The sequence below is a fragment of the Slackia sp. genome, from assembly GCF_977041755.1.
This window is the reverse complement of sequence record NZ_CDRRGL010000221.1, coordinates 1-14,261: the sequence shown is the minus strand read 5'-3', so window position 1 is coordinate 14,261 and position 14,261 is coordinate 1. Positions and strand designations below refer to the sequence as shown.

The 14,261-nt window shown below is 53.7% G+C and carries 6 protein-coding genes and 1 tRNA gene; 2 read left to right on the top strand and 5 right to left on the bottom strand.

Annotated features, from left to right (window positions below; genetic code table 11):
• The 3 genes from ACWI8T_RS09850 to ACWI8T_RS09840 form a co-directional block, all read right to left on the bottom strand.
• The coding region (locus tag ACWI8T_RS09850) for an Ig-like domain-containing protein (protein ID WP_449138809.1) at positions 1-8,246 on the bottom strand (8,246 nt) is incomplete at its 3' end.
• A gap of 582 nt (positions 8,247-8,828) precedes the next feature.
• Entirely contained in the window at positions 8,829-9,275 is a 447-nt protein-coding gene (locus ACWI8T_RS09845; protein WP_449138808.1) for a hypothetical protein, read from the bottom strand.
• A 70-nt stretch (positions 9,276-9,345) separates the two neighbouring features.
• Positions 9,346-9,422: transfer RNA gene (locus tag ACWI8T_RS09840), tRNA-Arg, on the bottom strand.
• 154 nt (positions 9,423-9,576) lie between these two features.
• Here ACWI8T_RS09840 and ACWI8T_RS09835 point away from each other — a divergent pair.
• Positions 9,577-10,224 carry a 5-formyltetrahydrofolate cyclo-ligase gene (locus tag ACWI8T_RS09835; protein WP_449138807.1) on the top strand — a complete coding sequence of 216 codons (648 nt, stop codon included), beginning with the start codon at positions 9,577-9,579 and terminating at the stop codon, positions 10,222-10,224.
• Between the two features lie 282 nt (positions 10,225-10,506).
• Here the strand turns inward: ACWI8T_RS09835 and ACWI8T_RS09830 are convergent, their stop codons facing one another.
• Positions 10,507-12,198, bottom strand: coding sequence for an FAD-binding protein (locus ACWI8T_RS09830; RefSeq protein ID WP_449138806.1), 1,692 nt, complete (start codon positions 12,196-12,198; stop codon positions 10,507-10,509).
• A 252-nt stretch (positions 12,199-12,450) separates the two neighbouring features.
• Positions 12,451-13,848: a helix-turn-helix transcriptional regulator gene (locus ACWI8T_RS09825; RefSeq protein WP_449138805.1), complete on the bottom strand. Its 1,398-nt coding sequence runs from the start codon at positions 13,846-13,848 to the stop codon at positions 12,451-12,453.
• A 210-nt stretch (positions 13,849-14,058) separates the two neighbouring features.
• On the opposite strand from ACWI8T_RS09825, the gene ACWI8T_RS09820 reads away from it, so the two are divergent.
• Positions 14,059-14,261 (top strand): hypothetical protein (locus tag ACWI8T_RS09820; protein ID WP_449138804.1); only part of this gene is annotated, 203 nt, incomplete at its 3' end.

Genomic DNA, 14,261 nt, shown 5'->3' with positions numbered 1-14,261 from the left:
TAGGTCATGGTCACATCATTGGCAACAGCCACGATTTCGTCTGCATATTCAGTCACGGTTAGCGTACCGATATGCTCCTCGACCGTATAGTTGCTGCGCTTGGCAGTAGTACCCTCATCCGACCAGTAAATCGCGTAGGCATTCTCGCTCTCGCCGACCTCAGTCTGGGAGCCAGTGGTCTCGAAGACCGCAGTCTCGTTGTTGACAAAGCCCTCGATGCTGCCTTCGGCCGTAAGAGGCTTTCCGTTGTAGACCATCGAATCGGACGGAGTGGTCACAATAAGCTTGGCAGGCAAAATCTGATAGGCCACATCGGCGCTACCGGTGTAATTGCCCTTGCCCGTAACGGTAACGCGAACCGTGCCGACATTCGTGACATCCTCGGTGAAGGACAGCGTGTAATCTTTGTCCTTCGTCAGCGTCTTGTCGCCGTCTTTGACGGTCGGCTCTTGCTGTTGAGCAAGGCCGTTGTAAGTAACGTCGTTCAGACCCTCAACGGAGAAGCCTTCCGCGGTCACCGATTTAGGAGTTACCTCGAGAACGCCTTCTTCCTTAAGGACGACATAGTTACCAGCCGCAACGTCATTCGACCACTCGATGGCGATCTCATTCGTGAGCGACCCGACTTCCGTGATGGAATTAGGCGCCGTCATGCTCGCCACGTCATCCTCGACGAAACCAGCGGCGCTGGTCACAACAACATCATGAGAGAAGAGCGGCGTGCCGTCGTAGGCTTTGGAAGCGCTCGCAGACTTGACAGTTACCTCACGCGGAAGAATCTTGTAGCTACGCGAGAAATCACCCTTGTAATTGCCAATACCCGAAACCGTTACGGAAACACCGGCCTCGGTCACGTTCTTGGCATCGCCATCGAAGGCGAGCGTGTAGTCGCGATCCTTAACGAGGAGGTTGCCCTTCGCGTCGGTAACCGTGGGCTCTTGGAACTGGTCTTTGCCTTTGTACAGAAGGTCAGACAGCTCGCCAACTTTAATACCGGTATAGGATTCCGGATTGTCGGGGTCGACCGACTGAGGCTCAATACTCAGCTTGCCCTCGGTCTTGGTGATGTCATAGTTGCCCTCGCCAAAGCCTTCGGTCCAATCCCAAACGATTTCATTGTCGACTTCGCCATCGGCCACATTCGTTACAGTGCCAATCGCCTTAAGGCCAGACACTTCGCCTTCGACGAAGCCGTCACAACCCACGGTGACCCCGGGCTTAGTGAGCGGCGTGCCGTCGTAGACCTTGGAAGCGCTCGCGGACTCGAGAGTCACCTGGCGCTTCATGATTTCATAGGTCACCTCGGCCTCACCGGCGTAGTTGCCCTTGCCCTCGACGGTCACGGTCACGGTACCGACGTTGGTCGTGTCTTTGCTGTATACGAGCGTATAGTCAATGCCCTCCGTAAGCAGCGTGTTGCCGTCTTTTACCTCGGGCTTCTGCTTCTGGGACTTCCCGTTGTACGTGACATGAGGAAGCTTACCGACGCTCATGCCCTTACCAGCTTCGGGATCAACGCTCTTCGGAGTGATGGTGAGCTGGCCGTCGACGACCACGAACGTCACCTTGGAGAAGTTGCCGTTCGTATTCTTGAAGTCCTCGGACTTGAGCTCCATGTCATAGGTGCCGACATTGGTCGCGCTCACAGAGTCGTTGCCCGTGAACTCGAAGTCGGTATTCTTATACAGCTCGTTGGAAGCGCTGAAGTCGTAGCCGCTCACCGTCTTCTGGGTTCCATCGTATTCGAAGGTTCCGCTGTGCTCGGTGATGGTAACGACGACCTCGGTATTGTCCTGGGTTACGATCAACTTGCCGGGGTTGGACGTAACCAGGTAGTCGCTTTCGCTCGTAACCTCATTGAACGTGTACGTGAACTCGTTGTCGCTCTCGCCGACATTCGTTTGAGAGCCAGTGACGTTGCAAGTCACGCCCTCGCCATCGAGGAAGCCAACGTCCACGCCAAGCGGAGTGGAGGTTACGGTGTCATTGGTAAGAGGTTTGCCGTCATACACCTTGTTCGCGCTGGCAGAAGTCAACGTGACAGGACGCTTGTTAATCGCGATTTTTTCAGAGCTCGTAGCGTATTGACCAGCAGTGTAGTTGGAACCTGTGGCACGAAGCAGCACCTTCTGGGAGCCGAAATGCGTCAGGCTAATCTCGGCCGGGTCAAAAGTCCACGTTTCGCCATCGATGCTGTATTCAATATTGAGCTCATTGCCGTGTTTATCGGTCGCATGAGCGGCGAAGGCCGAAAGCGGATTGCCGTCATACACCTTCTGCACGTCTTGCGTAGTCCAAGTGACGTCGTTTGCGTCAATCTGGCCGCCCTCAATCTTGAGCCAGCCATCTTCAACCACGAACGTCACGTTCGAGAAGTTCGCGCTCGTATTGGAGAACTGACCCTTATCGAGACCCATCTTGTAGGTACCGACATTCGTGCCCTTGGCAACAGCAGCGCCAGTGAAGACGAAGTCTCCAGTCCCATACAGGTCATTGGAGGCTCCGAAGCCGTAATCGCGCACCGTCTTCTCAGCGCCATCGTAGGTCTTGGTCGCAGTGTTGCCCTTGATGGTCACGGTCACCTCATCGCTGACCGGAGTCACCTTAAGAGTGCCGTACTCAGGGTCGTCAAACATATAGTTGCTGGCCTTGGTGCCCTCGTTCAGCGTGTAGGTGAATATATTCTGAACGGTGCCCGCATTCGTGATTGCGCCCGTATAGGAATACGTCGCGCCTTCGCCCTTGGCAAAGCCGGTCACAGATTCCATCTCATGCTTGGCGTGCTCGTTGCCATCATAGACCCATTCGCCGGAAGCGGACTTCATATGCACAGAAGCCTGCTTAATTACCAGCGAGCCGCTCTTGGTGGTCACGGAGAACTGATCAGACACGTCGTTGCCCGAGGCGTCAACGACTTTGGCCGTGCCCGTGATGGCGTTGGAGTACGTGCCCGCATCGGTTCTGGCCACGCTCGCGCTGAGGCCCGACACGGTGTATTCGTTGCCGTCGACCGGGAACTCGAGGGTCTTGAAGCCCTCGGCCATATGCTCATTGCCGTCGTAGGTGAACTCGGCGGAGTTCGACTCAACCTCGATCTCGTACTTCGCGTCGCGGTTGGTAACGGTCAGCGTGCCCTCGGACTTCGTAATGGTATAGTTGTCGGCCTTGGTGCCCTCGTTCAGCGTGTAGTCAAACGCGTTGGGCGAAGACCCAACGACGGTCTGGGAACCCGTGAACGTGTACGTCGCCCCCTCGCCCTTGGCGAAGCCGGACTCGGTTTCGAGCGCGGTGCCACCGTTCTTGAGCGCGGTACCGTCGTACTTCTTGTTCAAATCGGCGGATTTAAGGGTCACTTGTGCTTTGTCGACCTGAACAAAACCGTCGGTTACCTTAAAGGTCACGTTTTTGAAGTTGGTCGTATCAGCGTTGGTGAATTGGTCCTCAAGACCCATGGTGGTCGTACCGGCATCGGTGCGATGAGCCTTCGCTTCGCCAGAGAAGTTCACTTTGTCCTGCGTGTACAGCTCATTATCCGAAGTGAAGGTATAGCCCTCGGCCGTATGCTCTTCACCGTCATAGGTTGCTTGCTTGTTGTCACCAACAATAGTAACAACAACGGGCGAGGTAATGGCATTGACCGTCAAGTCGCCCTCGAACTGAGTAATCTCGTAATTAGCAGATTGCGTGCCCTCGTTCAGGGAGTACGTGAACGTATTCTTGCTCGACCCAGCATTCGTCTGAGAACCAGTAATGTCAAAGCTCGCGCCCTCGCCGTCGACGAAGCCGTCACCAGACACCTTCACATTGGACTGCTCGTTTTTCGTAAGCGCAGTTCCGTCATAGCTCTTCTCGGCAGAATCGGATGCCAGAACAACCTCTCGCGGGGAAATGGTCAACGAGCCGTCGTTTTCAACCACGAACGTCACGTTCGAGAAGTTCGCGCTCGTATTGGAGAACTGACCCTTATCGAGACCCATCTTGTAGGTACCGACGTTCGTGCCCTTGGCAACAGCAGCGCCAGTGAAATCGAAGTCATTGGCGGTATACAGGCCATTGGGGCATGCAACGGTATAGCCCGTCACGGACTGCTCGGTTCCATCGTATTTCAGGGTCGCGGAGTTGCCCGTAATGGTAACGGTCACTTCATCGCTGACCGGAGTTACCTCGAGGTTGCCCGTTCCTTTCGTTATGTCGTAATTATTGGCGTTCGTTCCGTCGGCGAGAACGTAGCCATCGATGCCACTCTTGCTCGTGCCCACGTTCAGCTGGGAGCCAGTAAAGGTAGCGCTCTTGACGCCCTGATCCTTCACGAATCCCTCGGTTACAAATTCGCTCGCCTTAAGATCGGTGCCGTCGTAGGCCTTGGTCGCGTCTTTGGGCGCAATAGTAGCCTTGGCTTTATTGATTACCAGCGAACCGCTCTCGGTGGTCACGGAGAACTGGGAGGTCACGTCATTGCCCGCAGCGTCAGTAACCTTGGCCGTGCCGGTAACGTTGTTGGGATAGGTGCCCGCATCGGTTCCAGACACGCTCGCGCTGAGGCCCGACACAGTGTATTTATTGCCGTCAACCGGGAACTCGAGGGTCTCAAAACCTTCGACCGCATGCTCGTTGCCGTCGTAGCTGAACTCGGCGGAATTGGCAGTCACCGTGATTTCGTATTTCTCACCGTCAGCGCGGTCGGTAACGGTCAGCGACCCCTTCGCTGCCGTGATGTTGTAATTATCGGCGTTGGTACCCTCGGCATAGTCCCACTCCGTAATCGAGCTTTCGCTTGATCCGGGCACGGTCTGAGAGCCGTCGTATTGCGGGTCGGCGATGCTCTGGCCGTCGACGAACGAACCCGATACAATCTCCCAGTCGGTAGCCTTAAGGGGCTTGCCGTCGTAGGCCTTGGTAGCATTCTTAGGCTTAATGGTCACGGCGCGTTTGTCAATGACAAGCTTGCCGTTAACCGTCTTAACCTTGAACTGGGAGGTCACATCGTTGCCCGCTACATCCTTAACGACAGGGGTGCCGCTGACCTCGTTCGCATACTCGCCCGCATCGGTTCCAGACACGGTTGCACTAAGGCCCTCAACGGTGAACTGAGCGCCCTTGTCGTTTGTGAATGGGGTGCCGGTCACGCCAGAGGCGGTCTTTTCAGTTCCGTCGTAGGTCTCCGTCGCGGAATTGGCGGTCACCGTAATCTCGTACTTTTCAGCCTCTTCACGGTCGGTAACGGTCAGCTTACCTTCGGCCTTATCGATGTCGTAGTTCTCGGCCTTGGTGCCCTCGTTCAGCGTGTAGGCGAACGCGTTGTCGGAGGAGCCAACGAGGGTCTGGGAGCCCGTGAACGCATACGTCGCACCCTCGCCCTTAGCGAAGCCGGACTCGGTCTCGAGCGCGGTAGCGCCGTTTTCGAGCGCGGTGCCGTCGTACTTCTTGCTCAGGTCGGCGGACTTCAGGGTGACCTTAGCCTTGCCGATTACAAGTGAGCCAGGCTTGGCGCTTACAACGATATATTTCTTGGTTTTGTCAACGGCACCAACGGTGCCTTCCGTGAATTGAGCAGGGTACGTGCCCGCATCGGTGCCGTTTGCGCCGACGGTAATGCCGGAGAAATCGGCATCTTCGGGCGCACCGGTAAAGCCGGAAGCACTCTGCTCGGAACCGTTGTAGGTCCTTGTATCGGAATTGGCGACAAGACTAACGTTCTGGTAGTAGTACACGTTGATGGAACTCTTGCCATCGCGATTAACGGTGATGGTCACATCTTGGTTGGACACGGCGGTATACCCGTCAATATCCTTCGCAAGATCAGACGCCTTTATCTGGATGCCCCAAGGAGCGCTCTTTGTTTCAGAGTCGGCAACCTTTTGTTCGGTACCATTCAAGTAGTAGTTCACCGAGTATTCAGCAGAATTCTTCTCATACCAGAAGGTGATATCGTTATCGCTGCTTCCGAGGGTTTTCTCAATAGGGCTGGAGCATCCATCTGCAAGGTGATAGCCGTCAATGGTCTTGGCATCTGCAGAAACCTTCTCACTTTGCTCGCCATATCGAGTATCTGGGTCGGCGAGCTGTTTTTCGGTGCCTTTTTCAAGATATTTAATCCGATAGGAAAGAAGCTCCTGCCAGTTTGCCGTGATGGTTACGTTGCCTGCGGGCATAGCGAAGGTATCGCCACTCTTAAGCGCGGTAGTATCAGGCAGGCCTTCGATGGTCCAACCGGTGAATTTGTATCCCTCGCGAGTGGGCTCGCTCTTCACCGTTTGTGTCGAACCTTCCTGGGCAATATACGTGGTTGCATCGGAGTTGGTCCATGAACCGCCAGCAAGGTCATAGGCAACCTGGAAACCGCCCACGTACTTGGCATAGAAGTTCGTAGAGCTGTTAACCGTATACGGGAACGTTGCAGGCTGCGTGAAACTCCGGTCTAAATACCAGCCAGAGAATGTGTAAGTTACACCATCGACCGTCTTGGTTTCAGGGAACTGCTCGTTCATCACATCGGAAGGCTGGGTGGCGTTACCGGAAATATAGTTCCTGGCTCCCTTTTGCTCAAACTGCGTGCTGCCCGCATCGCGCAGGTAATACTTCACCAGTGCAACATTCTTACATTTGATGGAGACATTGCAGTCAAGATGCATATCGGGGTTGGTTCCGTTGTTCCTTGAGATCTTTGCGGGAACAAGAGCGATTTCTTCTACATCATCCTTAGTAAAGGTAACGCCCGGAAGCTGGGCCTGGATGGTCGTCTTATAGTTATCGAAGATTTCATTCCAAGCGTCAGAGTCCCTCGGCACAACGTTGGTGCCATTGGGCCACGAAACAACGCGCTGATCCACGTTATCGAAGCAATTCTTGCCACCCGCCCACGTAGCACCGGTGGTATTCACCATTGCGGTGCCAAGCGATGTTTTTCCCCAGTGACCCGAGTCGTTCGAGTTGGCATCTTTGGTAGGGTCGAGCAGGTAGTAAACGAGCGCTTGATCAGTCGCATCTTTCGTTGCGGTAACCGTCACATCTTTAGACGCAGAAACTTCCGAACCGCCGACAGCACTTATGAACGAAACCGTGACCGTTGCCGTTCCTTGGCGAACGCCCGTAACGTTACCGCTGTTGTCAACCGTCAGGATGTCTTCATTAGACGAGGACCATTCATACGTTCCTGTAGCTTCCGCGGGGTCGACCGTTGCCGTCAGCTGAATATTTGAGAACTGCGTAACGGTATCGCTGCCAGAAATAGAGATAGACCGAGCGGGCATGGCAGGCTGAACAACGACGGTAAACGTCTCAGTCTTCTGGTTCCAGTCAATCAGGCTCGAATAATACTTATGCGTGATAGTGACATTGCCTGCGCTTTTTCCAGTCACATCGGCAGAACTACCCTTGCTAGAAACCGTAACCTTTGTCGTATCCGAAGAACTCCAGCTATCACTAATGCCGGAAGTGCCCTTAATGGTTTTAGTTTCGCCTATAGCAATCGTGTAGTCTGCGCTGCCGTTCACATCGCTCGCAGCAGCAGCGCCACCGCCAAGCACTCCACCAAGCACGGTGCCAACGTTTCCAGGAGAAGAGCTGGCTTCAACGGTCAACGTTGCGCCCTTGGCAATATCGCTCGATGCAACAACGTAAACGCCATCGGCGTCAGGGATAAGGGGGGGGGATTCCTGACCAGCAACGTTTACAAGCACGCGATTCAGCTTACAGGCAGAATCGGGCACAACCGTGAATTTGAAATCTTTATCGGCGGAAACCGTGACCTTCGTGGCGGGCAAGCTCACGAGTTCATTGGTGCCGTCGGCCTTCTTGATCGAAGCGTTTTTCAGCACAAGCGAAATATCGTATTCAGTTTTCGCCTGGGCAGCAGCCGCCTGCGAAGAGCCTTGGTTGTCTACCGCGGAATCCTCTTCCACGGCATCTTCCACAGCAGAAGCCTCTTCCTCGTCGGAAGCGCTCGGCGCCGATGCCGTCGCCGGCTTGTCAGCTACCGACTCGGCAGCAGCCTGCTCGTCGGAAGCCGCAACCGGAGCGGCCTCGTCAGCAGCAGCCAAAGCCATTGCGGCAGAATCGTCTGCCGTCTCTTCCAGGGCTTGAGTCTCTTCAGGTTGCGCGACTTCAGCTTGCACCTGATCGGCCTGCGCCGATTCATCGCTCGCGAAAGTCTCCGACGGGTTCACCGCCGGCCAACCGAAGCCCAGCAGCACTACCGAGAGCACTACCGAAAGGGCTTTGTGTTCGAAAGAGTAGCGGTCTGCCACACTTTCTCTTCTTGTTTTTTCCCTCATTCTTTCAGTCATTTCCGTCCCCCATCAACCGCATTAACCTTCAATCGGTTGCCTTCATGGCTTGAGCAGCTCCTTTGCGATATCTCAGTAAGATTAGTTCCTAAAAGAAAGTGAACCAGGGGTAGCAAAGATAGTTCCTCAACATGTTATTTTAACACTTGAACGCAGTTTCTCTTGATTTTTAAGGTAAAAGGTGAGTCATAAGGCCACCCCGCGCCCTGAGACGCCCGTTTAACGGCCGCCACACCCAAGGAAAACCCCATAGTTTTACAGCTTTGGGAAGAACCGCTCAGAAGTTGCGCAACAAATTGATTTTTTACGCTATGTTACCCCCCCCCGCGTAAAACGCAAAGCGCTATCTTTCTCCATAGGGCGCTTGCATGGCGAAAGGTCAGGATGGCCGCGGCGCGATAACAAGCGAAGATGTGGGTTGATTACATGCGGCATTACTGATCAGGGTCTGTATTCTTGGTCCATTTGCCAAACAGCGTCATGGAGGTTGCAAGCTCGGCATCATCGTCCCATTTGGCAGTGCAGTCTTCATCGGTATACCAACTATTGAACGTCCAACCATCGGCAAGCTGCTGCTACTTGGCGGCGTTCCAGTAGCGCGTGCCCTTGGTACCAGAAATCTGAACATTTGTGCTCTTGAACTCGCCCTTGCCAGTGAAGATGATGTCTGTGAGAGCGTTGTTTGTTGTTGGCCGTAACCGTGGAGTTGCCGACCGTGACGATAAACGTGCCCGTAAAGCCAGAACGGCAGTGGTCAGGGGCGTAGGTTGAGCCGCTCTCGATGTTCACGTTGTAGCCGCCGTCGCCGCCATCCCACTCAAGAGCGTCCTGCTTGTAGTTCTTAATGGTGAGATTAGAGCCATTCTTCAAGTTGGGCTTATTGTTGTTGCAGAAATAGATGGCATGAACGTTGCCAGCGCCGGCGCCATCTATGGTAAGCGTAGCGTCATCGAGCGTGAGCGAGGCATCCTCGCTTGCGCACACAGACATCCAATTCCACTCGGCGGTAAATACCTGAGAAACAAAAAAGCCGCTCGTTTGAGCGGCTTAAACATGTAAGTGGTGCGCCGTGAGGGATTCGAACCCCCGACGTACTGATTCGTAGTCAGTCCCTCTATCCAGCTGAGGTAACGGCGCATTGCTTTGTCAGCTCGTCTATAATAACAAGCTTTCCTAAGATTTGCAAAGACTTTTTTAAAAATTTTTCCAACTCGATTATGGCCTCGTATTTTGTATTAATTCTCACGAGATTCGTGAGCTATTAGCCTTAAAGCAGGAGCAAATTCTTCTCTTGCCGAACGCGCGTTATACTTCGGTCATGCAAAACGATGCGATACATATCAAGAAGGAACTCCGCCACGAGGCGCTTACCCGGCGTGACGCCATGTTAGCTTCCGCCCGGGAACAAGCCTCACGTGCTATTTGCCGGAAGCTCAAGGATCAACTCGCATACCTGAGCGCAGGTTCGACGGTTGCTGTATATGCCCCAATGAAAAGCGAGGTCAACCTTGGGGATTTCATTGGCTGGTGCTATACGCAAAAGTTAACCGTGGTTTTCCCTTGCATGAATACAAAAGGTTCTACCCCTCGCATGTATATGCGCTCGGTCGAATACCGGGCTTGGCAAGATGGAAACGTGCCCTTTATCGCTAACCCTCTTAAACGCTTCGCGGAAGACAATCAGTCAGTTTCCGATTTCCCTGTTTGTGCACCCAGATTCATTGATGCGATAATCGTACCCATGGTCGCATTCGATAACGACTTTCAACGCTTGGGGTACGGCGGTGGCAATTACGATGAATACCTCGGGCTCATTTCACGTGAAAAAATCCCTGGAGCCAATGTCGAAATCATCGGTGTGGCATTCGAAACGCAGCAGGTTAATCAGGTTCCAACCGAGCCGCATGATTTGCCTTTGCCGTGCATTATTTCAGCATAGGCACGCTTCTTTTACTATCTTAATCAAATTTCATGCAGACATCGCCAAGCGACAAGGCATCAGCTTCTCAGTGTTTTTGCTGGCATGTTCCGCTAACTTCCCTCGCAAATCAACTTTCTAAATAACCCCATGCCAGAGGGCTTTTCTCTATTCATGCACCCTTAGTGGGATGGGGCCGTGGAGATACGGCAACGTCGACGCATGCGGCCTGGAGGGAGGGGACGACCGCATGCGTCGTACGCGCGCGAGTGGGAGGGTCGTAATACGATTTGGCTGAATGGACTATTCCGCGGTTTCGCCATTCACAATGTGCTCGCCGGCAAGGTAACCATAGGTTAGTGCGGCTGCGTGGCTGGCGCCTGACAGGCTGAACGGATAATCGTCGACGAACCTGCCACCTTGAACGTTTCCAACCGCATACAGTCCTTGGATGGGATTCAGGTCGTCGTCAAGAACTCGTGCGTTTGTATCGGTGACAAGACCGCCCATGGTGACAAGAAGGCGCATGCAGCTTACGTCTTCGACGGACGTATGCTTGAGCGTATCGTAAGTTACCGCCTTAAACGGAGGCTCGATAATCGGATGCATTTTCTCGGCGGCTTTTCCAAAGTCGTCGTCATGTCCCTTTTCGCAAAGTTCATTGTATCTTTCGATGCTGGTCACAAAGGTGCTTGCGGCGTCATTATCGAATCCAAGCTTGGCGGCGAGTTCTTCGAGGGTATCCGCCTCTGCAGAGTACATCTCACCGTCAGAGCCTCTCATCATGGGAAGCATCTCGTCAATCGGATAGTAGTCGTTCGCCTTGGCGTCGATAATTTGGAAGACTTTACTTCCAGGCTGATTCAGTATTACCTTCGCGATGTTTGTCATGCTGAGGTCTTCATTGCAGAAGCGTTCTCCTCGCTCGTTCAGCTCGATAAAGTTTTCGACGCCGAATTGGAAGATATGCGCCATGATTGCATGGGGGGCGATATCAAGGTGTCCGCCGACGCTGATTCCGAGCTTCTGGCCGTCGCCAGTGCTTGCGTGGTTTCCTTTGCAGTCCATTGCTTCGTGAGAGAAAAGGTAGTTATCCTTGTGGGCATACACCCAGGGGGCGTACTTTTGAAGCATCTCGTCGTTATAGCTGTAGTCACCCGAAGCAAGAATCACACCCTTGGAGGCAGCATAACGCGTGTAGGTGCCATCCTGCAGGTTTTTGCATACTACCGCAGACACCTTGCCGTCTTTCGTTTCCAGCTTCACTGCAGGAGAGTCGAAGACAGTTTCGGCGTTGCCGGTCTCCAGGGCCTTTTCGATATTCGCCTCGAGAATCGGTCGATGGGTTTCGTCTCCGCCGCCTACGCAGCAGCATGCTGCGAACAGATGCTCATGATCGATGCCGGGTCTATATGTCGATCCCCCAACGCTTTCCGCATACAGATAAATCTGGTCGGGGTTTTCGGGAAAGGCATCTTCTGGGCCTAGAAGCAGAAGGTCCTTATAAGCTCCCACATACCATTCAAACGCTTCCCCGCAATGCTTGAGCCAGGTGTTGATTACCCTGTAGTCTGCGCGATGCGCCATCTGAGTCATGAGCTCATTGCCGATTTCCGTTGGGTCGGTATCGGGAATTCCTAGTTTCCGAGCGGTATCACAATTGAAAGCGGCGAACATGCTCGAGCGACAATTCGCGATGCTCGTTTTTTCAACGGCGATGACGTGGGCTCCTGCTTCGGCTGCAGACCTCATCGCCGCGACGCCAGACACTCCCAAGCCGACCACTACAACGTCCGCTTCTTTTGTCTCTTTAATCTCGCTTTCGTCGATTTCAAGGGCCGTCTGCGCCTGTTCGGCATCAGCGCCAGTTTCAGACGGCTTGGCCGGGGAGCACCCTGCGATTCCCGATCCTGCAATAACAGCGCTTGCAGCCGCCAAGCCTAAAAATCCACGGCGCGTGACTCCAGCTTTGGCAACTTGACAGCTTGTCTTCATGATTCCTCCTTGGTTTTGGCATCGGTGTCGATTCCGCTGAGGGGAAGCATGACCCATGACGTTTGGGAGCGATAGATGCGAAGTGCACCTAATTGCAGGAAAAAGAAGTTACATACAAAATATATGCATTACATGAACTGGGGTTTCAGGGCAGCCTATAGGATATAGGACATGCTGGAACCTGCCGTGTCCCAGGTAGCGATTCCCATGAAAACGGATGGGAAGAGATTTCATCTTGTTTGCACCTGTGGGTTATTCGGACGTTTCTTCGACAAGAGAGATGAGCTCTTGTCGGGAATGAACCCCACATTTCGAATACACTTTTTGGAGATAGGAACGTATGGTGTTTTCGCTCAACACGAGCTTTTCCGCAATGAAGGGGCAGCTTCGTCCGACCACGGCCAGATAGAAGACGTCAGCTTCTCTGGGAGTGAGCTTGGACCGTTGGGCGACAAGCTCAGCCTTTTTCTTGAAGGCTCCCGATGCGGGGCTTTCGTTCGCTCCGATGGGACGAAAAGGATTGATGAGTGTGTCGATTCCCCTATCTCCCATAAGCCAAATTGCTGCGCAGATAAAAATGAAGCTTAAGGCAATCACAAAGTGGGAGCTGGTTATATCGACGCCCAATCCGACAAGCACGAGCAGAATCAAGGAGCTGAACGAGAGCATTGCGTACGTGGTTCCTACCGCTTTTAGCGTGTGGTACGTGCGGGACTTAACAACGAGCGCCAAGGCGTAGTCTGCAATGCTCGAGAGCACGGAGAAGGCGATTTGGGAGAGGAAATACGATGACAGAGGCGTTGCTCCTGGCATTAAAAGAAGAAGCAAAGCCCCGGCGGTAAGCGATGAAATAATCTTAAGCGCAGTTGAAAGGCGTACGTCGGGTGCGTTGGCGATGATTGCGACGACGATGACAAGCGCAATGGCCGACGGAGCCACAGAATAGAGAGAGCAAGATGGGTCCTCTATAAGGGCTATGCTTTGCGTGGTTCCCGCGACAAGCCCCACAAGACACAGTCCTGTGATGGTTCGCGCGACGGTGCCCATATCGATGGTGGAGGCGTTTTCCGAGTGCTTAGGCGGCGTGGATGTTACGGTGTCGTCGGCGTATTTCAAACAAAGAAATCCGAGCGCAAGCGAGAGGATACCGAAGTACTCGTAAAAGGAAAGGTAATCCGTTATGAGCGTTACCAGGATTGTGGCAACTGTATTCCCCGCAATAATCACCATAAGCTCGAACGCGGTAACGGAGGCGAGCAATTCAATCCAGTAGAAGGTCATGAAGGCGCATCCAAATGAGAATGCGATATACAGGCACATTGACAATTCCGGCATTCCGGTAGTCCACATAGCCGAAATCCCGACCATTGCGACGCCGGCGGAAAGGTGGAGCGAAAAGGGATGTCTCCTCAGTGACTGCCACTTCGCGCTCAGGGCGATAAGGACGAGGGAGGCTATTGCGGTGACAACAACAAAGAGCGTGGGGTAGAAAAACCCAGAAGGAAATTGAACGCTGGGTGTTTTGGACAATGCTGCAATCATGGATTGCGCAGAAATGTCGATGCACGACGCGGACAGCACGAGCGCAAGAATACGGCAAACAACTTTTTTCGATAGTCTGCCTATGTTCGAAAAAGACGAGATCTGCATGTTCGGCTTCTTTTATCGACAATGAGGGTACGGAGTAAGTCTATCAGTTCCATTGGGGACTGGTGGGGGGTGCAGGAATCGATTATTGATGCCGAATACTTAATTCCTATCTCAAATGCCTGCATTTGTGACCGCCAAGTACACCGACGAGTTCAGGCGCGAGACCGCCGCATGCTCATCTCGACGGGCGGGCCCGTGACAGAATGCTGCATGGAGCTCGAATTGGCGGAGAATTACCTGCGCGATCTCGAACGCGGTGACTTTATCGAGCGGATGGCGTTCTACATCGCGGAGATAAATGCCCCACCCTTTCCGCGAGGGAAACGGAAGATTCCTCTCGAAAACAGCCGTGGGGCGGCCGTAAGCCCGGCCCCCGAAGGGGGGGGGGGACAAAGAGCGCAACCCCAAACCAC